At 52.6% G+C, this 26,928-nt stretch carries 20 protein-coding genes; 8 read left to right on the forward strand and 12 right to left on the reverse strand.

Going from position 1 to position 26,928, the window contains the following annotated elements; genetic code table 11:
* The first annotated feature begins 127 nt into the window (after nucleotides 1–127).
* On the forward strand, nucleotides 128–1,663 hold the full coding sequence (locus tag AACH44_RS16200; RefSeq protein ID WP_261846940.1) for a methyl-accepting chemotaxis protein: 1,536 nt from the start codon (nucleotides 128–130) through the stop codon (nucleotides 1,661–1,663).
* Between the two features lie 94 nt (nucleotides 1,664–1,757).
* Here the strand turns inward: AACH44_RS16200 and AACH44_RS16205 are convergent, their stop codons facing one another.
* From AACH44_RS16205 to AACH44_RS16225, 5 genes are all read right to left on the reverse strand, one after another.
* On the reverse strand, nucleotides 1,758–1,979 hold the full coding sequence (locus AACH44_RS16205) for a DUF3820 family protein (RefSeq protein WP_261846941.1): 222 nt from the start codon (nucleotides 1,977–1,979) through the stop codon (nucleotides 1,758–1,760).
* Between the two features lie 4 nt (nucleotides 1,980–1,983).
* Nucleotides 1,984–4,038 (reverse strand): NAD-dependent DNA ligase LigA, encoded by a 2,055-nt coding sequence (gene ligA / locus AACH44_RS16210; RefSeq protein ID WP_261846942.1) that lies wholly within the window; start codon nucleotides 4,036–4,038, stop codon nucleotides 1,984–1,986.
* A gap of 134 nt (nucleotides 4,039–4,172) precedes the next feature.
* The gene (gene hldE, locus AACH44_RS16215) at nucleotides 4,173–5,609 is read right to left on the reverse strand and encodes a bifunctional D-glycero-beta-D-manno-heptose-7-phosphate kinase/D-glycero-beta-D-manno-heptose 1-phosphate adenylyltransferase HldE (protein WP_261846943.1); all 1,437 of its coding nucleotides are present in this window, start codon (nucleotides 5,607–5,609) and stop codon (nucleotides 4,173–4,175) included.
* Nucleotides 5,610–5,723: 114 nt separating this feature from the next.
* Entirely contained in the window at nucleotides 5,724–8,579 is a 2,856-nt protein-coding gene (glnE, locus tag AACH44_RS16220) for a bifunctional [glutamate--ammonia ligase]-adenylyl-L-tyrosine phosphorylase/[glutamate--ammonia-ligase] adenylyltransferase (RefSeq protein WP_261846944.1), read from the reverse strand.
* Between the two features lie 52 nt (nucleotides 8,580–8,631).
* Nucleotides 8,632–9,963 carry an inorganic triphosphatase gene (locus AACH44_RS16225; protein ID WP_261846945.1) on the reverse strand — a complete coding sequence of 444 codons (1,332 nt, stop codon included), beginning with the start codon at nucleotides 9,961–9,963 and terminating at the stop codon, nucleotides 8,632–8,634.
* A 321-nt stretch (nucleotides 9,964–10,284) separates the two neighbouring features.
* On the opposite strand from AACH44_RS16225, the gene AACH44_RS16230 reads away from it, so the two are divergent.
* Together AACH44_RS16230 and AACH44_RS16235 are read left to right on the forward strand one after the other, a co-directional pair.
* Nucleotides 10,285–10,905: a TIGR04211 family SH3 domain-containing protein gene (locus tag AACH44_RS16230; RefSeq protein WP_261846946.1), complete on the forward strand. Its 621-nt coding sequence runs from the start codon at nucleotides 10,285–10,287 to the stop codon at nucleotides 10,903–10,905.
* Nucleotides 10,906–11,013: 108 nt separating this feature from the next.
* The gene (locus AACH44_RS16235) at nucleotides 11,014–12,258 is read left to right on the forward strand and encodes a multifunctional CCA addition/repair protein (protein WP_261846947.1); all 1,245 of its coding nucleotides are present in this window, start codon (nucleotides 11,014–11,016) and stop codon (nucleotides 12,256–12,258) included.
* 214 nt (nucleotides 12,259–12,472) lie between these two features.
* Here the strand turns inward: AACH44_RS16235 and bacA are convergent, their stop codons facing one another.
* Complete coding sequence (gene bacA, locus AACH44_RS16240) at nucleotides 12,473–13,291, reverse strand: undecaprenyl-diphosphate phosphatase (RefSeq protein WP_261846948.1); 819 nt, start codon at nucleotides 13,289–13,291, stop codon at nucleotides 12,473–12,475.
* A gap of 147 nt (nucleotides 13,292–13,438) precedes the next feature.
* Entirely contained in the window at nucleotides 13,439–13,792 is a 354-nt protein-coding gene (gene folB / locus AACH44_RS16245; protein WP_261847109.1) for a bifunctional dihydroneopterin aldolase/7,8-dihydroneopterin epimerase, read from the reverse strand.
* A gap of 107 nt (nucleotides 13,793–13,899) precedes the next feature.
* Between folB and plsY the strand changes: the two genes are divergently transcribed.
* A complete protein-coding gene (gene plsY / locus AACH44_RS16250; RefSeq protein WP_261846949.1) occupies nucleotides 13,900–14,535 on the forward strand; it encodes a glycerol-3-phosphate 1-O-acyltransferase PlsY in 636 nt (211 codons plus the stop codon).
* A gap of 52 nt (nucleotides 14,536–14,587) precedes the next feature.
* Here the strand turns inward: plsY and AACH44_RS16255 are convergent, their stop codons facing one another.
* Nucleotides 14,588–16,174, reverse strand: a complete 1,587-nt coding sequence (locus AACH44_RS16255; protein WP_261846950.1) for a methyl-accepting chemotaxis protein — start codon at nucleotides 16,172–16,174, stop codon at nucleotides 14,588–14,590.
* Nucleotides 16,175–16,422: 248 nt separating this feature from the next.
* Between AACH44_RS16255 and ppa the strand changes: the two genes are divergently transcribed.
* On the forward strand, nucleotides 16,423–16,953 hold the full coding sequence (gene ppa, locus AACH44_RS16260) for an inorganic diphosphatase (RefSeq protein ID WP_261846951.1): 531 nt from the start codon (nucleotides 16,423–16,425) through the stop codon (nucleotides 16,951–16,953).
* Nucleotides 16,954–17,038: 85 nt separating this feature from the next.
* On the opposite strand, the gene AACH44_RS16265 is transcribed toward ppa, so the two are convergent.
* Genes AACH44_RS16265 through tamA form a run of 3 tightly spaced genes read right to left on the reverse strand, consistent with a single transcriptional unit; the run spans nucleotide 17,039 to nucleotide 23,156 of the window.
* Nucleotides 17,039–17,386 (reverse strand): gamma-glutamylcyclotransferase family protein, encoded by a 348-nt coding sequence (locus tag AACH44_RS16265; RefSeq protein ID WP_261846952.1) that lies wholly within the window; start codon nucleotides 17,384–17,386, stop codon nucleotides 17,039–17,041.
* A gap of 2 nt (nucleotides 17,387–17,388) precedes the next feature.
* On the reverse strand, nucleotides 17,389–21,417 hold the full coding sequence (gene tamB, locus AACH44_RS16270) for a translocation/assembly module TamB domain-containing protein (protein WP_425606594.1): 4,029 nt from the start codon (nucleotides 21,415–21,417) through the stop codon (nucleotides 17,389–17,391).
* Entirely contained in the window at nucleotides 21,414–23,156 is a 1,743-nt protein-coding gene (gene tamA, locus AACH44_RS16275) for an autotransporter assembly complex protein TamA (protein ID WP_338659621.1), read from the reverse strand. Before tamA ends, tamB begins: the two co-directional genes overlap by 4 nt.
* Nucleotides 23,157–23,582: 426 nt before the next feature.
* On the opposite strand from tamA, the gene msrA reads away from it, so the two are divergent.
* Both msrA and AACH44_RS16285 read left to right on the forward strand, forming a co-directional pair.
* Nucleotides 23,583–24,221, forward strand: a complete 639-nt coding sequence (gene msrA / locus AACH44_RS16280; protein WP_261847112.1) for a peptide-methionine (S)-S-oxide reductase MsrA — start codon at nucleotides 23,583–23,585, stop codon at nucleotides 24,219–24,221.
* A gap of 171 nt (nucleotides 24,222–24,392) precedes the next feature.
* Nucleotides 24,393–25,718: a hemolysin family protein gene (locus AACH44_RS16285; protein WP_261846953.1), complete on the forward strand. Its 1,326-nt coding sequence runs from the start codon at nucleotides 24,393–24,395 to the stop codon at nucleotides 25,716–25,718.
* Nucleotides 25,719–25,776: 58 nt separating this feature from the next.
* Here the strand turns inward: AACH44_RS16285 and AACH44_RS16290 are convergent, their stop codons facing one another.
* Nucleotides 25,777–25,983, reverse strand: a complete 207-nt coding sequence (locus tag AACH44_RS16290) for a DUF1107 domain-containing protein (protein WP_005974755.1) — start codon at nucleotides 25,981–25,983, stop codon at nucleotides 25,777–25,779.
* A gap of 348 nt (nucleotides 25,984–26,331) precedes the next feature.
* On the opposite strand from AACH44_RS16290, the gene AACH44_RS16295 reads away from it, so the two are divergent.
* Nucleotides 26,332–26,910: a YtfJ family protein gene (locus AACH44_RS16295; protein WP_261846954.1), complete on the forward strand. Its 579-nt coding sequence runs from the start codon at nucleotides 26,332–26,334 to the stop codon at nucleotides 26,908–26,910.
* Nucleotides 26,911–26,928: the final 18 nt, after the last annotated feature.

Genomic DNA, 26,928 nt, shown 5'->3' on the forward strand with positions numbered 1-26,928 from the left:
CGGGACTCACCATTCGGCAGCGACACTGCGTTTCATCCTCTGTAATAACCAGAGCAGCAGAGACGAGAAAAGTAGCCAGCGTGGCTGAACCTGGAAACTGAGCGGGATACGTACGCCGGGGTTTCTAATGAGATTAAATACACCTGTCACACAGCAGGAGTATCTGTTAGACATGGACACCATATTGATGTCCACAACAAATATTCACAGCCACATTACCTATGCCAACTCTGCCTTTATTAAAGTTAGCGGTTTTTCTGAAGAGCAACTCATCAACCAGCCGCACAATATTGTGCGCCATCCCGATATGCCCGTTGAAGCCTATGCCGATCTGTGGTTTACGCTAAAACAAGGCGATAGCTGGACCGGATTAGTCAAAAACCGCCGTAATAACGGTGACCATTACTGGGTTCGAGCCAACATTACACCGGTTTACCAGCAAGAGCAGCTGGCAGGCTACATCTCGGTACGTAACACACCCAGCGCCGAAGAAATAAAAGCGGCCGAAATGTTGTACAGCGCCGTGCAGAAAAAGCAGGCAGGTAGCCGTAAATTCTACAAAGGATTGGTTGTTCGCACCGGTTTCTTCTCGCCGCTGTCGCTTTTGCAGAAATTGTCAGTCCGCTGGCGCTTGCGTGCCGCGGTATTGGCAGTAGGGCTTATTCCGGCATTACTTGCTTTCAGTGGCATGAATCCACTGTGGCTGTTGGCGCTGACGTTACTGCTCATTGTCATCATGGATCAGTTTCTACAGCAGCAAATTGCACAGCCAATCAAGGCGATACTCAAACAGGCGCAGCATGTGGTATCAGGCCGTAAAGTAAAACATATCCACCTCAATCGGGTAGATGAAATTGGCTTATTGCTACGTTCCGTTAACCAGTTTGGCCTGAATCTGCATTCGCTTGTCGATGACGTCAGTACGCAAGTTAACGGCATCACGAATGTCAGCCGTAAATTGGCGGAAAACAATGTCGACCTGAATAGCCGCACAGAAGAAACGTCAGCAAATCTGCAACAAACCGCCGCTGCCATTGAAGAAATTACCGTTGCGGTGCAGCAGAGTGCAGAAACGGCAGCCCAAGCGACAACAATGGCAGAAGCCGCCAGCAGCACCGCGCTTAAAGGCGGCAACATCATGAAGGAAACCATCGGCATGATGGATTCCATTTCCAACGCCAGCGATAAAATCGTCGATATTATTGGTGTAATCGACAGCATTGCGTTCCAGACCAATATTCTCGCGTTGAATGCCGCTGTTGAAGCCGCTCGCGCTGGCGTGCAAGGGCGAGGGTTTGCCGTGGTCGCCGCCGAAGTTCGCAATCTGGCACAGCACTCCGCTTCTGCGGCCAAAGAAATCAAAACCCTGATCGATGCCAACGTTGAAAGTGTGAAACAGGGCAGCACAATGGTAGAAACGGCGGGTAAACATATCAGCGACATCATTGATGAAGTCTTCCAGGTCTCCACCATGATCAAAGAGATCAGCAATGCAACGCATGAGCAGACTTCCGCACTGAGCCTGATCAATACCTCGATTGCACAGATAGAACAAATGACACAGGGCAATACCGATATGGTTACGCAATCAACCGATGCCGCAGAAGGACTAAACCTTCAGGCTAAGCGACTAAACAGCGCGATTAACGTATACGGTAGTTAACGGACGTCATCTCAACGTGATTACTGGCAAGAGAGTGAGGAAACACGCTTGCCAGCGCTTTTTTTCGTCAAAAGTTACCGCAGGAAACGGATTGTCAGGAACGGGGCCGTTTCAGCGGCGTGACCAACCCTTGCAGACCTTCTATCTTGATTGCCAGCGTAACTTGCATCAATTCTCCTAAGCGACCATGAGGAAATTCATCCTTGCGGGAGAACCACAGCAGGTACTCTTCTGGTAAATCAATCAGCACCCGCCCTTTATATTTGCCAAAGGGCATCTGCATCGTGGCAATGTCTATCAGGTCTTCTTTTTCCATCCGTTTACGCCCCTAATAGTCGGATCATTTCCGCCTCATCGATCACTGGGATCCCCAATTCTTGCGCCTTCGCTAGCTTAGAGCCTGCGGCTTCACCAGCGATCACCATATCGGTTTTCTTCGAGACGCTACCACTGACTTTTGCCCCTAGCGCCGTTAGCCGATCTTTCGCTTCATCGCGGGACAAAATACTCAACGATCCGGTCAATACCACCGTTTTTCCCGCAAACGGGCTGTCGATCTCTTCAGCATTGACCACCTGAACCTCAGGCCAGTGAATGTTGATGCCTGCGGGATCGGTCAGCTCGCGGATCACCGTTTGGTTATGCTCTTCCTCAAGGAAATGGCGCACATGCGCGGCAACGACTTTACCGACATCCGGCACCGCCAGCAGCGCCTCTTCATCGGCGGCAAAAAGCGCCTCCAGCGAACCAAAATGGGCAGCCAGATTGGCGGCTGTTGATTCGCCAACATCACGAATCCCCAACGCGTACAGGAAACGCGCCAGCGTGGTGCTTTTCGCTTTTTCCAACGCATTGACCAGGTTTGTCGCGGATTTGGGCCCCATACGATCCAAACCGGTCATAAGCCCAGCGCTCAGGCGGAACAGATCGGCTGGCGTTTTGACGTACTCTTTTTCCACCAGTTGATCGATGATTTTATCGCCCATGCCCTCAACATCCAACGCACGACGAGAAACGAAATGCTTCAGCGCTTCTTTGCGTTGAGCACCACAGATCAACCCAGCGGTGCAACGTGTAACGGCTTCCCCTTCCACACGTTCAACGTCAGATCCACACACCGGACAGGCCGCAGGGAAAACAATCGGGCGCACCGTTTCTGGTCGCTCAGATTCTACAATACCGACGATCTGCGGGATCACATCCCCCGCTCGGCGCACAATCACGCGATCGCCAATCTGCAAACCTAGTCGATCAATTTCATCGGCATTATGCAGCGTGGCGTTGCTGACAATCACCCCTGCTACAGCGACCGGCTCCAGACGCGCAACGGGCGTAATCGCTCCCGTCCGCCCTACCTGAAACTCGACATCGCGTACCCAGGTCAGTTGTTCCTGCGCGGGAAATTTAAAAGCCACCGCCCAGCGCGGTGCACGAGCCACGAACCCTAACCGCTCCTGCAACGCCAGCGAGTCAACTTTGACAACGACGCCATCAATATCAAAACCTAACGCGCTGCGGGTCTGTTCAATCTGGCGATAAAAATCGAGTACCTCAGCCGAGCCGCTACAGAGCTTGATTCTATCGCTCACTGGCAATCCCCACTCCTTGAATTGCATCAGGCGCTCCCAGTGACTGGCGGGCAATTCACCGCCTTCCAGCAGGCCGACGCCATAGCAGAAGAAGGTCAGTGGGCGTTTAGCCGTAATACGTGGGTCAAGCTGGCGCAGCGATCCGGCGGCGGCGTTACGCGGGTTAGCAAAGACTTTGCTCCCTGTACGCCGCGCTTCTTCATTCAATTTTTCAAAGCCGCTGTGCTTCATAAACACTTCACCGCGTACTTCAACACGGCGCGGAATATTTTCCCCCTCAAGGCGCAGTGGGATCGCCGCAACGGTACGGATGTTACTGGTGATATTCTCCCCCGTCGTACCATCCCCGCGCGTGGCAGCCTGAACCAGAACGCCATCTTCATATAACAGACTGACAGCCAAACCATCCAGTTTCAGTTCGCAGCAAAATGTCAGGTCGTCACCGTTCTTCAGCCTATCACCAATTCGTTTGCTGAAGGCCAGATAGCTCTCTTCATCAAATACGTTATCCAACGATAGCATCGGCACTTCATGACGTACCTGTTCAAATGCCGCCAACGGCGCGGCACCGACGCGCTGCGTAGGCGAATCACTGGTCACCAGTTCAGGATGCTCGGCCTCCAAGGCTTTCAGCTCCTGCATGAGCTTGTCATATTCGATATCAGGAATTTCGGGCGCATCTTCAACGTGATATTTGTATTCGTGATGGCGTAAGACCCGGCGCAACTCCGCTACCCGCAGTGCGGCCGCATTCACTTCGGCTGGTTCTTTCTTCACTGGTTTCATACCTGTTTTATCTGACGTGTCGCCCTGTCGGCGTCATGATTGTTATGATTCTCGCCCGTAATGAGCAGAGCGAGAATCATTAGCTTGCGGCCTGAACGGCGTCGGAAAATTTCGAACGCCGTCAGTGAGTTATTTTAAGATTTAGACGTACTGGCTTTAATCGTGTTGATGATGTTCGTCGTGGAGCAACCGTCCTCAAAGTTCAGGACTTTCACTTCACCGCCGTTGGCCCAGACCTCTTCACTACCGGCGATTTCATGTGGCTGGTAGTCTCCGCCTTTCACCAGAATATCCGGCAGGATGCTGGCAATAAGGCGCTGCGGTGTATCTTCTTCAAACGGCACGACCCAATCGACAGCTTCCAACGCACCCAGCACGATCATCCGCTGCGGCAACGGGTTGACGGGGCGCGTTGGTCCCTTTAGCCGTTTGGTGGAAGCGTCGCTGTTTACCGCAACGATTAATCGGTCACCAAGTTTGCGGGCATTTGCCAGATAAGACACATGTCCAGCATGCAGAATATCGAAGCAGCCGTTAGTCATCACAATCTTTTCGCCACGCTGACGCGCCAGCTCAACGGCCTGTTTCAACTGTTCTTCAGTCATCACGCCAAATCCGGTATCGGCACGACCGCGGATAGCATTCTCCAACTCAATCGGCGTGACCGTGGACGTTCCCAGTTTGCCAACGACGACGCCTGCGGCGGCATTCGCCAGGAAACAGGCTTCTTCCAACGGATTCCCCGCCGCCAGCGCAGCGGCCAACACACCAATGACGGTATCACCCGCTCCGGTCACGTCATACACTTCCTGCGCCTGCGTCGGCAAATGCAGCGGTGCTTTTCCCGGCTGTAACAGCGTCATCCCTTGTTCGGAACGGGTGATCAGCAACGCAGACAGCTCGTAATCAGCCACCAGTTGCATACCGCGCTCGACCAGCTCTTCTTCCGTTTTGCTGCGCCCTGCGACAGCTTCAAATTCAGACAGATTCGGCGTTAGCAATGTCGCACCACGGTAACGGGAAAAATCGGTGCCTTTTGGGTCGATCAGCACCGGAACGCCAGCCGCTTTTGCCGTCTGAATCATGGTTTGCACATGCGCCAACGCGCCTTTTGCATAGTCAGACAGCACCAATGCACCAATTTTTGGCAGCGCCCGTTGGATACGCTCGATGATCGGCTGAGGATCAATCCCCTCGAAGCCCTCTTCGAAATCCAGTCGGATCAGTTGCTGATTACGCGACAGTACGCGCAGTTTGGTGATAGTGGGATGCGTGGGAACAGAAACAAAGTCACACTTCACATTCACTTCGCCCAGTTTGGCATTCAGTGCACGAGCGGCATCATCAATTCCCGTTAACCCAACCAGACGCGAACCAGCCCCCAATGCGGCGATATTCATTGCAACGTTCGCCGCCCCACCCGGGCGCTCTTCGATCGTATCAACTTTGACTACAGGCACCGGTGCCTCTGGTGAAATTCGGCTGGTAGGGCCATACCAGTAACGATCCAGCATGACATCACCCACCACTAACACACCCGCTTGACGGAAATCAGGCAGCGTCACTTTCATCCTCTACTCCAGGCTTATTTCGCATAATGCGCGTAATAATATCATAGGCACGATCATTACACGCCACTGCACCACGTCTCTTCGCTGAGCGTTTGACCACATATATTGAGATAATTACACGCCCACCAGCCATTTATTCCAACTCACCAGCACTTGCTCCCGCTCTGCAACAAACCGCTCCTGACTGACACGGCCGGACAATTCCTGCAAGGCAAGATGGTGCAGCTCATTGCGCATGGTGACATAGGCCAACTTGAGCGCGTTAGCTTCGCTCTCTTCCATCACGCCATACTGCGCCATCAGTTCCAGAATACGTACATTGTCTGACCAACGGGTCAAACGCGGCTCCTGAGCGGCGTAGCGCAGTACTAAATACTGCGCGATAAATTCAATGTCCGTAATGCCGCCCGCATCCGTTTTGATGTCAAAAAGCGTTTTATCTTTGTTCGCCAGATGCTGACGCATTTTTTCCCGCATTTCGCGCACTTCGGTTCGCAGAGTATCGGCGTCACGCTCTGCACAAAGAATGCGGCGGCGAATAGACTCAAAGGTTTGCTGCACACCGCTTTCACCGTACACCATACGCGCGCGCACCAGCGCCTGGTGCTCCCACGTCCACGCCTCATTGCGCTGATAATCGTCAAACGCTTCCACTGTGCTCACCAACATGCCTGCCGCGCCCGATGGGCGCAGACGAGCATCCACTTCATACAAAATGCCTGATGACGTCCGAGTACTAAACAGGTGCATGACACGCTGTGCGAGACGCAGATAAAACTGGCGACCATCAATACTGCGTTCCCCCTCCGTCATCACGTCAGACGGGCAATCCAAGAGAAAGACCAGATCCAGATCGGAGCTATACCCCAACTCCCAGCCGCCCAGCTTGCCATAGGCAATGACGGCAAACCCACGCCCTTCGCGGTGTTGCAAATGGGATGGCTGACCGTAGCGCGCCACCATCTGTCCCCATGCCTGCTGAACCACTGCCGCGATAATCGCTTCCGCCAAATACGTTAAGTGATCGCTCACTTTCATCACTGGCAATACGCCGCCGATGTCCCCAGCGGCGATGCGCAACTGCTGTGACTGTTTAAACTGGCGAACGGCCTCCAACTGTTGTTCTTCATCATCCTCAGGGACTCGCATCAAATACTGACGCAGCTCATCAGAGTACGCGCCCGGTGCCGTTGGCTGATACAGCGTTGAGGCATCAAGCAATTCATCTAACAGGAGGGGATAACGCGCCAGTTGGCTGGCAACCATCGGCGACGCCGCACACAGGCGAATCAACTGAGCCAAAGCAGCACGAGACTCCAGCAGCAGCTCAAGATAGGTGGTGCGTGTGACGATGCCCAACAGTAGCGGAGTCAAGCGAGACAGCACCGTATCCGCCTCCTGTCGAGCGCACACTTCCGCCAGCAAACACGGCATGAGTTGATCCAGAACATCCCGCCCACGCGGTCCTATGGTGCGTTTCGCCACATCGTGCCGGAATTCCACAATCGTTCGCATCAGCTTCTCACGCACGGTTTCCGTAAGATGCGGCGTTAGCGGAGCCAGTTCACCATCATCCAGCGTATCCTGCCATAGGCTGCTGTAGCTGCTATGTTCGGGGATATCATTATTGTCCGGCGCATCATCGCCAATCAGCTCATCAAATACGTTCCGCACCGCCAACATATGCTGTGCCAGCATAGCTTGCAGCACGTCCCAGCTGTCGAAACCCATTCCCCATGCCAGCCGTTGCTGATTGAGTTCATCACCCGGCAGCGTCTGTGTCTGTTCATCGGCAATCGCCTGCAACAGATTCTCCAGACGGCGCAGAAACAGGTAAGCGCTACTGAGATCGAGCACTTGCTGTGGCGTTAATAACCCCAAGGTTCCCACATGCTGGAGCGTCGGTAGCAACGATCGTCCCTGTAGTCCCGGCTCACGTCCGCCACGAATCAGTTGGAAAACCTGCGTGATAAATTCGATTTCACGAATCCCCCCCGCCCCCAGCTTGATGTTGTTGCGCAGATCCCGACGACGCACTTCACGGGCAATCATACCCTTCATATTTCGCAACGATTGGATCACGCTGAAATCGATATAGCGACGGAAAACGAAGGGCTTCAGCGTACTGCGCAGTTCCTGACTGTAGGCATCGTCCATCCCCCCCATCAGGCGTGCTTTGACCATCGCGTAACGTTCCCAATCGCGGCCTTGTTCCTGATAATAATCTTCCATCGCAGCAAAGCTGAGTACCAGTGGCCCGCTGTCGCCAAAGGGACGTAGCCGCATATCCACACGGTAAACAAAGCCATCGACAGTGGGTTGATCCAGCACCTTGATGAGCCGCTGCCCCAGACGCGTGAAGAACTGCGCATTATCCAATTCACGCCGTCCGCCTTGCGTATGACCATTTTCGGGATAGACGAAGATCAGATCGATATCCGAAGAGAAATTGAGCTCTCCCCCTCCTAATTTACCCATGCCAAGAATCAGCAAAGGCTGAGCCACGCCCTGCGCATTGCTAGGCGTCCCCCACTCACGACAGCAGGCTTGATATAGCCAGCTTCTGGCCGCAATAATCACCACTTCGGCCAATTCACTAAGCTGACGCAGCGAGTGTTCGGTCGTACTGGTTTGCAGCGCCTGCGACCACGCAATGCGTGTCAACATATGGCGACGAAACTGACGCAATGCCGCCATCAACGCATTTTCGTCGTTAACATCGGCCAATGCGTGACTCAGCCAGTCGGCGTAGTGCTGCCACTCTTCGGGCTGTGGCGGTTGTTGATGAATCCCTTGCCACCAGTCAGGGTGCAGCGCAAGCGCATCGCTGACAAAATCGCTCAATGCCAGAACAGCAGCGTCGCTGTCTGTTATCGGTTCATCAGGCATAACGTCTTGCAAACGCGACAATGCACGCTGAGAGTGTTCCGTCAGAAGCGCAGGTAAAGCGGGCAAAGGAAGTATCGACATGGGGATTCCCTTGATACGCCGCCTATCCTCACTGACAAGCGGCAGTTAACGGTTACTGTCCGCCGCTATGTAGCCAGAACGGAGACAAGGTCAGCACGGCTTTACGTTGGGCTTCCAGATAGACAGAAGGAGCCTGCCCGGCAGCAAGCCGCTCAATTTCCTGGAGTAGCGTTTGCCAGTGTTCAACGTAAGCCTCCACTTGCTCAGCCGGATAGGCACCGGATAACAGGAGAAATGCGCAGAGATTACGTTGAAGACGAGGAATTTGCTGCTCGTACTGCGCATCTGTCAAGGTAGAAGAAAAGGTGCTTTTCAGCTCCGCCGTACTACGGCTTAGCATAATGTCGGCAAAACGTTTGAACGATCCCTGTAGCTTAATGCGATCTTTATTATCCATATAGTCACGCCAGCCAGACTCGACTAGCCAGGAAGTCAGTACTAACTTACTTTGCAGGTAGTCAGCGCTATAACAGATCTCCGTCCCAGCGGAACCTTGTAGCCGGTTTTCCAGAGTAGTGAGTGCAGAGCGGAAAAGCGTGGTGACCTTGCGTAGCACGACGCCGCCCACCAGCACCAGCATTTCGCGCATCAACGCGCTGGCCTGTGGCAGAGCTGCGCGAGCGGACGAATCCCCTCTGACCCAAAGCTCTTCGTGGTATTGCCAGTGAGCCAGCGCCAACTCTAACGCCGCACGGATGGCTTGATCGATGTTGGTTTTGGGATCAACAATCAGTCTATTGAGAGGAATACACTCGCGAACGGGATTACCTTTAGCCAGATGGTATCCACGTGCCGCTTTACTGAGGCTACCTTGGCGCATACCACCAAATTCCGCGATTTCTTTTGCCAAGGCCAACAGATGCGCGGTTTGCCCCAGTTTAAGTTCCATCTCCAGTTCGCACAGTGGCTCACTCAGATCGCCAGCACGGATTTCGCCGCGGTCTAATGCAACCTCAATCACGCTTTGGTAGTAAGTAAACACCCACTTTTCACGCGTAAAATCTGTACTAAACAGCGGGTTGAGTGACTGTTGTAGCGAGGCAACATCACACGCTTCCGGCCAAACTTCCGCCGGAAACAGGCTGAGATCCAGTTCGGCTTTCTCCAGCGCAACGTTATATTCAGGGTGTTGATGCAGCCCACCAATCACCTTACCCGCCGTCTTCGCCGTCATTTCGTAGCGTTCATTCTCACCGCGAATACGCAGGCCAATACCATGATGACGCAGATAGTTATCCGCCGTTTCATAATAGATATTGCTCAGACGCTGAGCGCGCATGTGCTCATACTGGCTATAGTCACTCTCCCATTCAGCCAGTTGCGTCAGCAGCGATTCAACGCTGTCGGGATGAACAATAAACTTCAGTTCAATTTCTTCACTCATAGCATTCACAACACCAAGATCGCGTTCATTATTATGTCAGTAAATAACATTTTACTTCACCTTACTACCCTTACCGTACACACTCTTTTTCACCTGCGAACAAGCGCGCATTTCTTATGCAAACTTGCCATTAGGAACATGCATCTCTCGGTTTAAACAGGCTGTATACTGTCTGCTAAGAACCTGTCCCAGTAGGCGTTATTGGTGTGAAATAGCCCTAATGGGATAGGTTCTAAGACTGTTCTCATTTCGGTTTATACATTGCCTCGTCAGACTTAAGCCTCTACTATCAGACCACCATTAACGCAACATGATGATCTTATGCAGAAATTAGGCTTACTCTGTTTCACTTTATTTTCGCTCACGCTGAGTTGGACCACACAGGCGGAAGAAAAACGCTACATTTCCGATGAGTTGTTGACATATGTCCACAGCGGGCCGGGCAATCAATATCGTATCGTCGGCACACTGAATGCAGGCACTGAGGTCACGCTACTCAGCGTTAACGAAAGCGCAGGCTATGCACAGATTCGCGATGATAAAAATCGCACCACCTGGATTCCTCTCGACCAGCTTAGCGATACGCCAAGCCTGCGCACGCGGGTGCCGGAATTGGAAAAACAGGTAAAAGACCTGACTGACAACCTGAATAATATCGATCAGACCTGGAACCAGCGTACCACTGACATGCAGCAAAAAGTGGCTGCCAGCGATGATATTATCAACGGATTGCGCCAGGAAAATCAGGATCTGAAAAATCAGCTTATCGTTGCGCAGAAGAAAGTCAGTGCGGCGAATGTCCAGCTTGATGATAAACAGCGCACCATCATTCTACAGTGGTTCATGTATGGTGGCGGTGTTGCGGGTCTCGGTTTGCTGTTGGGTCTGCTGCTGCCGCACATCATCCCTCGCAAAAAGAAAAATGACCGTTGGATGAACTGATTGGAATACGTGCCTGCTTCTTGCAGGCATTTTTCTCTGCGGCCAACGCAACAGCATAAAGATGGTAGTATGTTGTGAAACATTAGTTATTGATTCAGGAGCCCGACGTTGAAGATTTACCTTGTCGGCGGCGCTGTTCGGGACAGCCTGCTGAGTTTACCCGTCACCGAAAAAGATTGGGTGGTGGTCGGCGCGACACCGGAACATCTGCTTGCTCAGGGCTACCAGCAGGTTGGAAAGGATTTCCCCGTTTTCTTACATCCTGTCAGTCACGATGAATACGCCCTCGCACGAACCGAACGCAAATCTGGCAAAGGCTATACTGGCTTTGTCTGCCATGCCGCACCGGATGTCACATTAGAGCAGGATTTGCTGCGCCGCGATTTGACCATCAATGCAATTGCTCGTACTGAGCAGGGTGAGCTGATCGATCCCTATCACGGTCGTCACGATCTCGAAAATCGCATATTGCGCCATGTCTCTGATGCTTTTAGCGAAGATCCGTTACGCGTCCTACGCGTCGCCCGTTTTGCCGCGCGCTTTGCCCATCTCGGCTTCCAGATTGCAGAAGAAACCCTGGTACTGATGCAAAAAATGGCGCATGAGGGCGAGCTGGCTTACCTGACGCCAGAGCGCGTCTGGAAAGAAACGGAAAAAGCACTCGGCACCTCATCGCCGGATGTCTATTTTCAGGTGCTGCGTGACTGCGGTGCGCTAGCCGTGCTGTTCCCTGAAATCGATAACCTCTATGGCGTGCCCGCTCCTGCCAAATGGCACCCGGAAATCGATACTGGCATCCATACCATGATGACAGTGGCAATGGCCGCGCGCCTCAGCCCAGAGATTGATGTACGTTTTGCCACGCTGTGTCACGATGTAGGAAAAGGGCTAACGCCCCCCGAACTGTGGCCACGGCATCATGGGCACGGCCCAGCGGGTGTCAAACTGGTTGACGCTCTGTGCCAGCGCTTGCGCGTACCTAACCCCATTCGCGATCTGGCGAAGCTGGTGGCGGAATATCATGACCTGATTCATACCGTGCAGGTGCTGCAACCCAAAACTCTGCTGAAGTTATTTGATGCGATTGACGTCTGGCGTAAGCCGCAGCGTCTGGAGCAGTTAGCGCTAACTAGCGAGGCCGATGCCAGAGGCCGGGCCGGTTTTGAAGAGAGCCCTTATCCACAAGGTGATTACCTGCGTGAAGCCTTCCGCGTTGCCGCGCAGGTCAGCAGCGCAAGCGTCGTCGCCGATGGATTTAAGGGGATTGACGTGCGCAATGAACTCGCTCGTCGCCGTATCCATGCACTGGCAGAGTGGAAAGCACAACAGCCTGATGTAGCGAGTACATCCTGAAACAAAAGAGGCCACGCATTAGCGTGACCTCAGACTGTTGGCAGACTTATTTACCGAACGAAAACGGGAGTAACGAAATAGAAGAGTAAAGCGTTTGCGCCAGGGATGTATTTACAGCGTCTTTACGATCTATCCGTTACTAGCGCTCTACGATCTTTGTCAGCAACCTCAAACTACGCATTAGCACGGTCTCTTCTTTATCTCACGCTCAGCCTTACATAAAGACCATGTAAACCACGCCTGCGACGATAAAACGGTAAATCGCGAAGGGGATAAACGAGATGCGTTTGATGACTTTCAGGAAGGTTTTAATCGCAATTAGCGCCACAACAAACGCTGTCACGAACCCCACCGCAAACATTGGCACATCAGCCAGCGACAGGAAATGCCAGCTTTTATACAGATCCAAAACCGTCGCGCCCATCATCATGGGAACCGCCAGAATAAAAGAGAATTCAGAAGCCGCGTAACGGCTGACGCCCACCAGCATTCCGCCGGAGATGGTCGCTCCCGAACGTGAAAAACCGGGCCACAGCGCCAAACATTGAAAACAGCCAATCATAAACGCCTGACGATGCGTAATGTCATCCAGCCCGACGGCGCGTGGTTTTTTAGGCTTAAGCCATTCAGCCGCCAACAGCAGGAAACCACCGACCACCAACGCATACATCACATTTTGTGGATAAAACAGCGATTTGATGACGTCGTGGAAAATTAGCCCAAGTACCACGGCAGGAATCATCGCCAGCAGGATGTGCGTCAACTTCAGTCGACCCGCCGTGTGCCCCTCATGCGGCACCTTGCCAAAGTGAATCCCAATCAGGCCAAAGAGACGACGCCAGAACATGACGACGACGGCCAGAATCGAGCCAAGCTGGATGATGACTTCAAACGTCTTGGCTTTCTCATCAACAAACCCTAACCAATGGCCAACAATAATCATATGCCCCGTAGACGATACGGGCAAAAACTCGGTCAGCCCTTCGACCACGCCAAGAACAAATGCGATTAGCAGCGAATGCAGGTCAGTCATCTAAAAACCCTTGCCTTTAATAAAAACGAAAATTTAGCCCATAAAAAAGCGGCCGCGTACTTTCGCGAGCCGCTATAACTGGGGTATAGACTATTCAGGTTACGATTTAGTTGCACGTAAATCAGTATTTATTCTACTAAATCAAATTTATCGCGTACCGCGCTCAATAATCACACCAACCTGACGTGCCTGCGCCACCGCGCCCGGCTTGCTAAGCTTGATGCGCAACCAGGGAATGGAGAAGCGCAGCATCAGCATGTGTGCGACTTCTTCAGCAACACGCTCCACCAGAGCAAAACGCTGGTTTGCCACATGAGCAATCACCGCATCGCTAACATCGGCATAGCTCAGGCAGTCATTAACATCATCACTGGCGGCTGCCTGACGGTTATCCCAGCCCATTTCGATATCGAACACCAGTTTTTGCTGGATGGTCTGTTCCCAATCGTAAACACCAATGGTAGTGATTACAGTAAGTTCTTCAATAAATACGATATCCATCACGCCGTTCTCTGTTTTTGTCGCTGTCGGATACCACTTCCGACGGAATGTGCGTATTATCCACAGATGAGAAGAGTAAAACGACCCTTATTAAACGGAATGGCGTTATGAGTGTTACCGCGCTTGGTATGATGTTAATCGCGTATCTGTGTGGCTCTGTTTCCAGTGCGATTTTGTTTTGCAGAATTGCTGGGCTGCCCGACCCGCGTCAGCATGGTTCTGGCAATCCCGGAGCCACTAACGTATTGCGTATTGGCGGCAAAGCAGCCGCCGCAACCGTGTTGGTGTTTGACGTACTGAAAGGGATGTTGCCAGTCTGGGCAGCTTACGCGCTGGGCGTTGCCCCGCTGTATCTCGGATTAACCGCCATCGCTGCCTGCCTCGGCCATATCTATCCCGTCTTTTTCCACTTTCGCGGCGGCAAAGGTGTGGCAACCGCTTTCGGTGCTATTGCACCAATCGGCTGGGATCTGACGGGTTTGATGACCGGCACCTGGCTGCTTACCGTTCTGTTAAGCGGCTACTCCTCACTCGGTGCCATCGTCAGTGCGCTCATCGCACCATTTTACGTCTGGTGGTTCAAACCACAGTTTACCTTTCCCGTTGCGATGCTCTCTTGTCTGATACTGATGCGTCACCACGACAATATTCAACGCCTGTGGCGCGGGCAGGAAAGTAAAATCTGGCATAAGCTACGCAAGAAAAAACAGCCAGAAGACGAACAGACATCACCCGATGAGTGAGGCAAAAAACTCCCGTTTTCACGGGAATTTTTTATAACGTATGGCGGCGAGATTAGAACTGGCCGATAGCGGCAAACTCCTGCGACTGGACTTTAAACTGTGCCATGCTTTCTGCCAGCAAACGCGCCTGATCCTCTAATGAACGCGTAGCTGCCGCAGATTCTTCAACCAGAGACGCATTTTGCTGTGCGACCTCATCCATCTGCGATACCGCCAGATTCACTTGCCCAATCCCATTGCTCTGCTCACGCGTTGCCGTTGAGATCTCACGCATCAGGGATGTCACACGCGCCACCGCATCAGAAACGTCATCCATCGTTTCGCCCGCCATTTTTGCCATAACGGTGCCTTCACTGACGCGGCTCTGGGATTCTTCCATCAGTGTTTTGATCTCTTTCGCTGATTGTGCACTGCGCTGCGCCAGATTACGGACTTCACCCGCGACCACAGCAAACCCGCGCCCCTGTTCCCCTGCTCGCGCCGCTTCAACCGCCGCATTCAGTGCCAGAATATTGGTCTGAAATGCGATGCCGTCAATCACCGCCAGAATATCGCCGATACGTGCGGAACTGCTGGAGATCATCTGCATTTTTTCGATCATATTACCCACGGTTTCGCTGCCTTTATTGGCGATGTCAGAGACATTTTGCGCCAGCGTATGGGCTTGTTCCGCACTTTCAGCATTGAGTGTCACCGTAGCGGTTAACTGTTCCATACTGGCTGCGGTTTCTTCCAGCGATGAGGCAGACTCTTCCGTCCGAGCAGCCAGATGAGTGTTGCCAGATGACAACTCGCGGGTCCCGACGTCGATCTGCATACCGGCATCGCGGACACGTCCCACAGCGGTAGCCAGCGAAGATTGCATTGCCTGCATCGCCTGAATCAGGCGGCCAATTTCATTATTGCCGCCATCGATGATGCGCTGGGTCAAATCACCACGGGCGATAAATTCCAACTGCGCGACGGTTTCTTCAAGCGGAGACAAAATAGAACGCTTCAGCGCAATCCAGGCAGCCAACACCAACAGCAGAACGACGATACAAGCAATACCAATGATCGTCAGGCGCTCGAACGCAAAGTTCTCAGCCTCTGTCAGCATGTTTTTCCCTACTTCCAGGCCAAAGTCGCGGAATTCATTCGCTACCTTATCCATCTTAACGCTGAGCGGCGGCAGTACATCCTGCAATAGCGCGTAATAGGCATTAATATCACCGCGTTTCAGTGCATCGACCATCGGCTGAACGCCAAGATTCATATATTGCTCGTAGTTGCTTTTAACCTCTGCCGCCATTCTGGCACCGCGTTCCGTTACCGTGCCGTAGGAAAGAAAGCGATCCATTTCTTTGTGGGAAAGTGCCGTGTAGGCTTCTGCTCTCGCCACTGACGCATTCGCCAAATCGGTCAGTCCGTTTTCCATCTGACGAGCAGCCAATGCCGCCCCTGTTCTGGCACGCAGCGAGGCCGTATAGCTTCCTGCCAGCGCCGTCACTTCTTTGCCCTGAATCTTATCGATGGTCGTAAGCGATGTAATCCCCTGATTGATTGAGGTGATGCCAATTCCGCATACGAGTAATAAGAGCAGTACCATCATGCCCAACAAAGCAATTAAGCTCGTCTTGATTGTGATATTTCTTAACATTTTTGTTTCCATGGAATTACAAATGATAAATAAATGCGGAGAAATACCCCACATAACGTGATCTTGATCATGTTCCTATCGGTAACAAGCCTGCTTTCTTTAAAGAAACTTTAGTAACGAAAGTATTTTTACTTAAACGACTCACGCGAATGCATAGTGCGCTGACATGCTAAAAATCGGCGACATTAAACGCTTTTTGGCTATAATGACGGCCACGCTATTTAAGGTTTTAAGAGAAGGAAACTGACATGAGTCTGAACGATGTTCCGGCAGGTAAAGATCTGCCAGAAGATATCTATGTAGTGATTGAAATTCCCGCGAATGCCGATCCGATCAAATATGAAATTGATAAAGATACCGGTGCACTGTTTGTAGACCGTTTCATGTCTACCGCTATGTTCTACCCATGCAACTATGGCTACATCAACCACACGCTGTCTCTGGATGGCGACCCAGTTGATGTGCTGGTTCCGACCCCCTATCCGTTACAGCCGGGCTCCGTGATCCGTTGCCGTCCTGTTGGCGTACTGAAAATGAGCGATGAAGCAGGTGAAGATGCCAAGCTGGTTGCCGTTCCGCACAGTAAGCTGACCAAAGAATACGATCACATTAAAGACGTTAACGACCTGCCTGAACTGCTGCGCGCACAGATCGGCCACTTCTTTGAACACTACAAAGATCTGGAAAAAGGCAAGTGGGTGAAAGTTGAAGGTTGGGATAACGCTGCTGCGGCGAAAGCCGAAATCATTGCTTCCTTCGAGCGTGCAAAAAACAAATAAGCGCCACTCGATAAATGATCAAAAACACCGCCTTACGCGGTGTTTTTTTATTTATACCAACCATGATTTGGTTAGTTACTCGACCTCAAGCCTCTTCATCACGTTTCAACCAGTCGCCGCTGGCAATACGCGTTAACCCTTCAGTCGAGTGTTTGTATAAGTAGATCCAGGCACTGCCTAGAGGCGTGGAAATCAGCTCTCGCTGGTATTCATGGCCGTCCCGCTTTAAGGCATCCAGCTCCGTCAGTATCGACGAGCTGATGCGGTAAACCTCACAATGGATTTCTCCATTTCCGGGGACGACTGCCGGATAATGGCCGAGATCGTACAGCTCGAAACCGGCGAGCTGACAATCCCCTAACCATTGCGCATTCGTCATCCAATGACTATTTCCCTGTTTGCGTCGTAAACTGCCGTAAACAATAATTCGCATCGCTAGAACTCAAACTGATAGAGCACATCTAGTGCCTGGCTAATTCCAGACACCGCTTCCAAGTATAGCTTTGGCATCAAACGGTAACGCAGCGTTAACGTTGCCAAAGAATCGAATATGCCAACGCCATATTTCACTTGCAGACCCGGAAGGACGTAACCGCTGACGACAACCTGAGAATTATCGCCAACACCCTGTGTATCCAGAGCTAAATTACTTACGCCAAAGGCCTCGCCGATTTTACCCACAACTTGACCACTTTGTGCAACCCCTAAACCTACTAACATTGAGGTCATCGCCGAGCTATCTGCTCCGCCGCTGTCTAAACCCTGTCCACGCAGCAGATAAGAGAGCGCTTCCTGCTGTGACATCGCCGGGTCGGAGAAGACTTCCAGCTTCGGTGTGGCGGCCATACCCGTGACACGCACGCCAGCGGTAACGTCATCCGCGGTGTTGTCTGGGTTACGAATCGCTTCGATATTCAGAATCGGTTGATCTGGTGGGCCAGAGAACAAAATCAGTCCTTTACGAACGAGCAGATCCTGCCCATACGCTTTAAAACGACCGAACGGAATATCGATTTGGCCGTTCAGCCCTAATCCGCGCTCATCCTGAACCATTTTCAGGTCACCCCGTAGGCGCGCGGTCAACCCAAACGCATCCAGCGCGACATCATTACCGACGCGGATCGTTAGATTGCTGTTAATCGGGATCGCAGCACTGGCTTTTTTCAGCGGCTGACGCTGAGCATCCAACATCACTTCGTCCGACGACACGGCCACCGCACTTTCCGGCATGTCTTTAACCACAATCCGCGCCCACGGAATACTGACTGACCCATTGAGTGCAAACAATTGCGGCGTGGCCTCGAAAACAATATCCGGTGAGACATCCAGCCGCGCCATCGGTGGAATGGTCACCCGCAGCTTCTGGCCTTTCGCCGCGATCCGCGCACGCCAGGCATCAGGCCGGGACCAGTCGGCGTTCCCGCCGAGGTTCAACTGTCCATTATCCGTTTTCAGGAACCCTTGCAGCGTTGACGACATCCCGCTGAAATTCACGGCCAGTCGCCCGTTGGTCAGATCGATGGGCATCCAGTTGCCATCAATATCCAACCGTTCCAGCACCATTTGGCCGAAGAGTTGAGGACGGGCAGCATCTCCCGCCAGACGCAGATTCGCATTCAGTATCCCCGCCGCTTTTTCTCCTTTGCTCAACGCAGGATTGAGCAACGCCAGCGAAATATTATTGATCGTGACACTGCCGCCGAGATTGCGTCGCCCCTGCGGATCGGTTACCTGAATATCACCGCTGAAGCGCCCGTTTTCCCGAATTGCCATCAGCCAGCCGAACTGTGCTCGTCCACGATCGAGCCCAGCATTCAGCGTAAAGGTATCGAAATCAATCGGCAGCGTGTTGCCCTGCATCTGTTGGCGAACACTCACGCCGTTCCCCACCAGCGACACTTTTGCCTGCGGTAAACCTTGTCCCGCCTGCCAGCTGATATCCGCACCGCCGGTAAACGTCCCGGCCAGCACGGTGTCCTCCGTCAGGAACGGCTTTAACATCGCGAGATCGAAGCGGTTCAGTCGAATACTCGCCTGCCCGCTCGGTCCGGCCTCAATCGCTTTTGGTACACAAAGCTCCGCGTTCGGGTTACGCCAGCAGTGCGTTCCGATCGTGATCTTCTGCTGCGCATTCAGGTAATCCAGCGCCATATCCTGCGTCAGACGCCATTCCCCCACAGGGGTGTCAAAACGGGTATTGTTCAGCGTCCCACGCCAGCGCTGTTCCTGACGGTCGAAGCTACCTGAAAGCGCTAATTGCCCCGCGACCGGCTCCCCCTGCATGTTCAGCCGAAGCTGATGCTGTTTCTCATTGCCGCTGGCATCCAGCGTCAACAGGGCAATATTCAGGCCATCCTGCTTCAACGCTTCAAGGCGCACCGCGAGTTTGCCCTGAATCTGCTGCTCGGATCGCACATCACCTTCTACCCTCACCTGCCGAATCGTCATCTCCTGCCAGCGCAGGCCAGAAGCCATGATATCCGCCAACATCTGCGGTTCACGCAGACTACCGCGCAGTTTGAGGGTACCGATGATGCGTCCTGCCAGACCGGGTAACATGCCGTCCAACGACGGCGCATTGATGTTGGCATCCAACTGCCACTTCTCGCTCAGATCGCCTTTGACGTTCAGTTGGTTACGCCCTAACGCCAGATTTAGCGCGGGTATTGTCCACTGCCCCGCCGCATTCCCCTGCAGTTCACCTCTGGCGGCGAGCTTATTCGCTTTCACGTTGCCATCCAGCCGCAGTTCCGGCACCTGCAACTGCCAGCTACCGCCATAGACGCTGCCGCGCGTCGTTATCTTGCCGTCTATTTTCGCAGGCCATTCAGGCCACTGTTTCGCGGTGTTAATCCCGCTCAGCAGCAGCTCACTGCGCCAGCTTATCGCTTTGCTCCAGTCGATAAGGGCATTCAGATCGGCATTGCCCTGCAACGCCGCCAGCCGCAGACGACTCAACGTAAACTGCTGCTCATTGCCTTTACCATCCAACAACAGCGTCGCAGGGGGAATATCTGCCCCGCTCAGGTCGCCGCGCAGCGACAGCGCATAGTCAGTCACTTTGCCATTAAAACGCAGCCTGACGTTGCTGGCCTGATACTGTGTTGCGCCCGTCAACGGCCAACGCACACGTTCGGTTTGCAACGTCAACGCCAACGGCAACCCGGCTTCCGCCAGTTTGGTTTGCAGTTCCAACTGCGCACGCTGCGGCCCCGAGAGATTCAGCGCCACATTCAACTGATCGCGCAGGCCGCCATCAACCGTCAGCTTCAGCGTTTCGCCTTTGAGCGGGTCGACATTTAGCACGCCGTTCGCCGCCAGAGAAACAGGCCAGTTATCGCTGAGCGTGGCCTCACCGCGCACATTCAATCCACCCTGCGGTGATTGCACGATCAGCCTGTCCAGACGCAAATGCTGTTGCTGGGTTGACGCCTGCACGAACAGGTTAGTAATCAAAATGTCCTGATCGCCCGTCAGCCGCAGCTGTTCTCCGTGAATCTCGACGATGTTCAAATCCAGCGGTAGCGTGAACTGGGGTAAATCCGGCAGCAGCGGTTTGGAGAACAGTTCGCTGAGGCGTTCACCCAGTGGCTGTTCAGGCACCACCGGTTTGTCCGACGCAGTATCCGTTTTCGCTGTTGATATCGGTTTCGTCGCTGTGGCTGCCGCTACGGTGTTATTTGCTTCTAGCACTTTATCGATTTGAAGCGTTTGTGACGTGCCTTGCCCGGCGGCCTCATGGACATTTTCCGCCGTTTCTTTGATGACGGATGCCATTACCGCTGCCGTCACTTTGCCATCTTCCAGCACATCGACGGGCGTTTTTGGCAAGGCCACCAGCAGTGCGCTGATTTTGGTTGGCAGCAGGGTTAAGGAGCGACCTTCCCACTGCATACCCGTGCGGAATTCGCCCAGCGACATCACCGTGTCATCGACGGTAACCTGAACGCCGTTGAGCACCAGTTGACGTAGAGAAATAGGGAAAGGCGCTGAGATTTCAGTGACCGGCGCTGAGGGGGGATCCGGTTCCTCAGATGCAGGCAAAGCCTTGGTATCCACCACAACGTCAATGCGGTTAGCCGATAGATCATTGATGCACAACTGGCTTTTACGCAGACAACCCAGCGCGAGCGACAGATGAAATTCATCGCTCTTTACCGTCACGCCCGGCATCGCATAGCTAACGTTTTTTAGGGTTAAATCACGCCAGCCACCGCTCACGCTGGCAATCTCCAGCCCCGGCACCACGCGTGCAGCGGTATTCAGCAACAGGTGCAGACCCGGCGTGGTGCCCACCAACAGCCCCAGCCCAACGATTAACAGCAGTAAGAAAGCGACAAGACCAATACCGACTCTTTTCCACCTGCGCCCTTTTCGTGCTGGCGTCGTCGGCATATTATCTTGCGCGACATTTTCTTCCGTCACCGCAGTCGGTGCGTTGTTGTTGTTTTTATCATCCATCATAATTCAGGCCCCAGCGCGATATAGAATTGAACATCATTCTTCTTCTCTGCATCGCCAATCGGCATGGCAACATCGAATTTCACCGGACCAATCGGCGAAGCCCAGCGTACACCGACGCCTGAACCCGTCTTGAAGTTACTCCGTTTGATGTCGTTCACTGCTTCACCTGAATCAACAAAAACCGCACCCCACCATTTTCCCGTCACGTTGTATTGGTACTCGAGCGAGCCCGTCGCCAGTTTGGACGCTCCCGTCAGTTTGCCGTCGCTGTCGCGCGGCGCAATAGATTTATATTTATATCCACGAATGCTGCGATCGCCACCAGCAAAGAAACGCAGTGAGGGGGGAACGCGGGAGAAATTATTGGTCTCAATCCAGCCCAGATTGCCGCGCGCGACAAAGCGGTGTTTATCCGCCAGTGTGCGGATCCAGACGTTTTGCGCCTGAACCACGGCAAAATTGATATCCGATCCCCATGTGGTGTCAGAAATGTCGATAGAATAGCGCTGCGTATCGCCCCATACCGGCATCAGCCCGCCACGTTGCCGGGTTCGGTTAATGCTGACGCCCGGATAGATCAGCATCGTGGTATCCGTTACGCTCGCCTGCGTAAAGTGGTCGAGACTCCAGCGCAGATTAATCGCCCGCTGCCAACCGCTGGAGAGATCCCAGTAGCGTGCCACGTTCAGCGTGGTGCCATCGGATTGGGTGTCGTTGAGATCTTCGCGCTTGAAGCCGCCTTGCAGTAGGTAATACTGCTCAAGCGGGTTCTTCAGCAAAGGAATTTTGTAACTAAAATCAAACAATTGCTCCGGCGCGGACACACTCAGACTGCTTTCCAGGCTGTGACCCCGTGAATTCACCCAAGGCTTATTCCAGGTCGTTTTAACGCGTGGCCCCACATCGGTGGCATAGCCCACCCCGGTTTCGATACGGTTACGGGTTCTCGGCGTGACTACAGCATCTAACGGCAGCACCTTGGTGCTTTTTGACTGGTCGAAATTGGGAGACACCACGACAGAATTGAACCACCCCGTCGCAGAAAGACGGCGGTTTAACTCGCCGAGATCTTCGCTGGTATATGCATCACCATCATGAAATGGCACCAGATTTTGCAGATAATCATCGCGGATTTGTGCACCCTGAAAGTGTACCACGCCAAAGCGATAGCGTTCCCCGCTATCAAAATCGATATCCCAAAAGGCTTCTTTTTCTTCGCGCATCACGCCGAGTTGACTTTGCTGGAAACGCGCATCGAAATAGCCTTTGCGTAATGACAAACCGTTCAGCCCGCTTTTAAAACGATCATAATCGCTATGATTCAGTACCGAGCCGATTTCTGGGCGATCGTCTTTAACCAACTGTTGATAGTCTTTATCGTCGTGCGCACCGCCACGCAGGGTGATATCCACCCCAGCAATTTTTATCGGTTCACCGGGAGTGACAGTGGCAATCAAGACGGGTCGTCCACCATTAACGGCAGGACGAAATTCAAAACCGATCTGTGGATCGTAATAGCCAAGCGCACGTAACCCCTGGCGGATCGCTTCATCGACGCGTGAGCGGAAACGCCCGTCAGCATTAACTTCATCGCCCGCAATGGTGGATAAGCGCGCCCGCACATTCTTTTGCAACTGCCCTTCCAGCCCCGTGACTTGTAGACGCACCGTCGCCGCCTGGCTTTCAGGCACCAACATAAGCAACGCGCACATCAGGCCAAGCATCCGGTATCGCGGCACACCGCCGCAGCCAGTTTCTCTTCCCGCGATGCCTTTTTTCCCGGTGGCACTTTTTTTTCCAATGAAACGGTTCTTTGAAGTAAAAATAGTCACTGAGCTCCCTGATAAATCTGTCTGTCGCCTGAAATCTATAGCATGGCTTTTATTACTTCGCCCGCCGCGCTGACGCTCATATAGGTTTATGTTTCCAAACAAAACATCATGTAAAACGGAAACAGACGAATAACCTTGCATTAAATTAGTGATAAATACTAATTTTTTACCTTAGACGTAGATATTAACCTGCAATTATCATTTTTTCGCGTTATGGACACGCATTACCTTAACATTAAACACGTTTAAGATATAAAGACAGGTCAATACTTCTTGGTTATGCTCTCAGTGAAAGAGGGTCATTCACCCAGTACTGTTGGAGTCAACAACGTGATGAGTTCGATTGATAAGACACAGCGGATTACGCAATCCGATGCTTTACCTGGGCGTTCCACCCCCATGCCGGTGGCCAGACTGCATATCGTAAATGAACATTCTATGACGCATGTACCAGACCATATGTCCGTGGCTATTTTTGCCATGGGTTGTTTCTGGGGCGCAGAGCGTTTGTTCTGGCAACAGCCGGGGATCTACAGCACAGCGGCGGGATATATTGGCGGTTATACGCCCAATCCAACCTACCGTGAAGTGTGCAGCGGGCAGACCGATCACGCTGAAGCGGTACGTGTCGTTTTCGATCCTGCGGTCATCAGCTACGGTCAGCTGCTGCAACTGTTCTGGGAAAATCACGATCCCGCTCAAGGTATGCGTCAGGGCGGTGATATCGGCAGCCAATACCGTTCCGCTATCTATACGCTCACGCCAGAGCAGGAGAAGGCCGCACTGGAAAGCCTTCAGCGCTTTCAGCAGGCAATGAGAGAGAACGGTGATAGTCGCGCTATCAGTACAGAAATCGAGCCGGCGGGCCCGTTCTACTATGCGGAAGACGACCACCAGCAATACCTGCACAAAAATCCAAATGGCTACTGTGGACTAGGTGGCATCAATATCTGTCTGCCACCTCCTCGTTGACTGCTGGCGGTAATTTCACCGCTCCTGCTATAATGCTCCCGAACCGGGCCAATCCTCGCCCGGTTATGACCATCAATAATGATCATAATGTGTTCACTTTTATGTGTTCACCTGTCTGAGGATCGCTGCGTCAATCTCGGCACATGCGAAAACTTACCTAAAGTAAAAACTATGTTAAACAGTCTATTACTGATTCTTTGTCTTATTGCCATCAGTGCATTTTTCTCGTTGTCTGAGATCTCGCTGGCGGCGTCCCGTAAAATTAAACTTAAACTGATGGCCGATGAGGGGAATCTCAACGCCGATATGGTGCTCAAGTTTCAGGAAACACCCGGCATCTTCTTTACCGTGATTCAAATTGGCGTCAACGCCGTCGCTATTCTGGCCGGTATCATCGGCGATGCGGCATTTTCTCCTACTTTTTCCATGCTGTTTGAACGCTTTATGTCACCTGAAGCCGCAGATAAAGTCAGTTTCATCTGCTCATTCGTCCTTGTCACCAGCCTGTTCATCCTGTTTGGCGATCTCACCCCGAAACGCATTGGTATGATTGCGCCAGAAACCGTCGCGGTTCGCATAATCAACCCCATGCGCTTCTGCCTGTTCCTTTTCCGCCCACTGGTTTGGATATTTAACGGCCTGGCTAACGTTATTTTTCGCCTGCTCAAACTGCCGATGGTGCGTAAAGATGACATTACGTCCGATGATATTTATGCCGTGGTGGAAGCGGGTGCGCTGGCTGGCGTACTGCGTAAGCAGGAACATGAACTCATCGAGAACGTCTTTGAGCTGGAATCCCGCACGGTGCCATCTTCCATGACCTCGCGCGAAAGCGTGGTTTACTTCGATCTGCGCGAGCAGGAAGATAGCATTAAGGAAAAAATCGCCCAGCAGCCACATTCCAAGTTTCTGGTTTGCGATGGCACGATCGATCAGATCGTCGGCTACGTGGATTCCAAGGACCTGCTGATTCGGGTGCTGGGAAACCAAAGCCTGACACTGAGCAGCGGCGTGCAGATTCGTCCGGCGCTGATCGTACCGGATACGCTGACGCTGTCCGAAGCATTGGAAAGCTTCAAAACGGCGGGCGAAGATTTCGCGGTCATTCTGAACGAATATGCGCTGATCGTCGGTATCATCACACTTAACGACGTCATGACCACGCTGATGGGCGATCTTGTCGGTCAGGGAATGGAAGAGCAGATTGTCGCGCGCGATGAGAATTCCTGGCTGGTAGAAGGCGGTACGCCAATAGAAGACGTGATGCGGGCGTTGAATATTGATGATTTCCCACACTCCGGTAACTACGAAACCATTGGCGGTTTCATGATGTATACACTACGGAAAATCCCCAAACGTACCGATGCCGTGCGCTTTTCAGGCTATAAATTTGAAGTGGTGGACATCGACAGCTATAAGATCGATCAGCTGCTAGTTACGCGTCTGGAAAGTCGCCCAGCTGCTGCTGCCAGCGCAAACAGTGAGAGTGCGGAATAACGCCAGAAGGCCTGCGCAACCAACCAAAACGGCCCGCTATGGGCCGTTTGTTTACCGCTTATCCCATCTCAGCCTGAAGCCGGATGACCTGGCGATTCACTTCGGACATCACCAGAAGATGCTGCTTATCCTGTTTCTTTGGCAAAAGAATTTTGCCGTAGTCGAACTCAAAAGCACCAACCCCTTTTATGTACAGCCGCCCACGAAACAGGGTTTTCACATATTTGGCGACTTTCAAAGGGTTGTAACGTTCGAAGATCCTCATCGTTTTGCTCTCCCGTTTTATTTTTCTACGCTCTCCTATCGCCAACACGGCTGAGGTTCTGGAGCGCTAATGAGATAACGGATACGGCTAATTAGTCCTGTAAAACGGCTTTAAGTTCCCCACTATTCAGTATTCTTAACTGCTTTTACAGATTTTTACAGAACAGTGTTTAAATAAACCCCTAATCATCAGTATAAACCTTCAAAAATAAGGGTTTTGTGCACTCGGCCACAAACCGTTTTAGCGCCGTGCAAGACAGACCCGTTTCCTGAATCTACGCTTATTCCATCATCTGGCATTTTCCATAATCGAACACCGTATCGGGTCACCTACACGGAAAGACATACCATGATAAAAATACGCCACCTGCCCCTCGCGCTCTTTATCACCCCGTTGCTGGGATCTGTTTCACTCACGGCCTCAGCGCATACGCTGATACTTAACCAATTCGTTCCCCCCGTCGGCGTCGCAGACAAGGGAGAGCTTCAGTACCTTAATAATCAGTTTAGTTATAAAAACTGGAACAGCGCGCAATTGCCCGGAAAAGTACGGGTGATACAACATATCGCTGGCCGAACCGCCGCCAAAGAGATGAATGATCCGCTCATCTCCGCTCTGAAGGCCGCTACCCTACCGCATGATTATTACCAAACGACGACAATCGTGAATACCGACGATGCCATCATCGGCACCGGCCTGTTTGTGCGTAGTCGCCTTGAGGACAACAAAAAAGCGTTTCCGTGGTCGCAATTTATTGTCGATAGCAACGGCAATGTGCGAAAAACCTGGCAGCTCCAGCCGCAAAGTTCGGCCATCGCCGTGCTGGATAAACAAGGGAAAATTCGATTCGCGAAGGAGGGAGCATTAAGCGGGCAAGAAGTGCAGCAGGTGATGTCCCTGCTGCGTCAGTTGCTGGAAGAGAAATAACGACCCGCCTCTAGCTGA

It is taken from the genome of Pectobacterium araliae (genome assembly GCF_037076465.1).
Classification (GTDB): domain Bacteria; phylum Pseudomonadota; class Gammaproteobacteria; order Enterobacterales; family Enterobacteriaceae; genus Pectobacterium; species Pectobacterium araliae.

What these genes read in the sequence shown, in the direction of transcription:
- AACH44_RS16200 (WP_261846940.1), top strand. Translation starts at nt 128, where the DNA reads ATGAGATTAAATACACCTGTCACACAGCAGGAGTATCTGTTAGACATG.
- AACH44_RS16205 (WP_261846941.1), bottom strand. Translation starts at nt 1,979, where the DNA reads ATGGAAAAAGAAGACCTGATAGACATTGCCACGATGCAGATGCCCTTT.
- ligA (WP_261846942.1), bottom strand. Translation starts at nt 4,038, where the DNA reads ATGAAACCAGTGAAGAAAGAACCAGCCGAAGTGAATGCGGCCGCACTG.
- hldE (WP_261846943.1), bottom strand. Translation starts at nt 5,609, where the DNA reads ATGAAAGTGACGCTGCCTGATTTCCGTCAAGCGGGTGTGTTAGTGGTG.
- glnE (WP_261846944.1), bottom strand. Translation starts at nt 8,579, where the DNA reads ATGTCGATACTTCCTTTGCCCGCTTTACCTGCGCTTCTGACGGAACAC.
- AACH44_RS16225 (WP_261846945.1), bottom strand. Translation starts at nt 9,963, where the DNA reads ATGAGTGAAGAAATTGAACTGAAGTTTATTGTTCATCCCGACAGCGTT.
- AACH44_RS16230 (WP_261846946.1), top strand. Translation starts at nt 10,285, where the DNA reads ATGCAGAAATTAGGCTTACTCTGTTTCACTTTATTTTCGCTCACGCTG.
- bacA (WP_261846948.1), bottom strand. Translation starts at nt 13,291, where the DNA reads ATGACTGACCTGCATTCGCTGCTAATCGCATTTGTTCTTGGCGTGGTC.
- folB (WP_261847109.1), bottom strand. Translation starts at nt 13,792, where the DNA reads ATGGATATCGTATTTATTGAAGAACTTACTGTAATCACTACCATTGGT.
- plsY (WP_261846949.1), top strand. Translation starts at nt 13,900, where the DNA reads ATGAGTGTTACCGCGCTTGGTATGATGTTAATCGCGTATCTGTGTGGC.
- AACH44_RS16255 (WP_261846950.1), bottom strand. Translation starts at nt 16,174, where the DNA reads ATGTTAAGAAATATCACAATCAAGACGAGCTTAATTGCTTTGTTGGGC.
- ppa (WP_261846951.1), top strand. Translation starts at nt 16,423, where the DNA reads ATGAGTCTGAACGATGTTCCGGCAGGTAAAGATCTGCCAGAAGATATC.
- AACH44_RS16265 (WP_261846952.1), bottom strand. Translation starts at nt 17,386, where the DNA reads ATGCGAATTATTGTTTACGGCAGTTTACGACGCAAACAGGGAAATAGT.
- tamB (WP_425606594.1), bottom strand. Translation starts at nt 21,417, where the DNA reads ATGATGGATGATAAAAACAACAACAACGCACCGACTGCGGTGACGGAA.
- msrA (WP_261847112.1), top strand. Translation starts at nt 23,583, where the DNA reads ATGAGTTCGATTGATAAGACACAGCGGATTACGCAATCCGATGCTTTA.
- AACH44_RS16285 (WP_261846953.1), top strand. Translation starts at nt 24,393, where the DNA reads ATGTTAAACAGTCTATTACTGATTCTTTGTCTTATTGCCATCAGTGCA.
- AACH44_RS16290 (WP_005974755.1), bottom strand. Translation starts at nt 25,983, where the DNA reads ATGAGGATCTTCGAACGTTACAACCCTTTGAAAGTCGCCAAATATGTG.
- AACH44_RS16295 (WP_261846954.1), top strand. Translation starts at nt 26,332, where the DNA reads ATGATAAAAATACGCCACCTGCCCCTCGCGCTCTTTATCACCCCGTTG.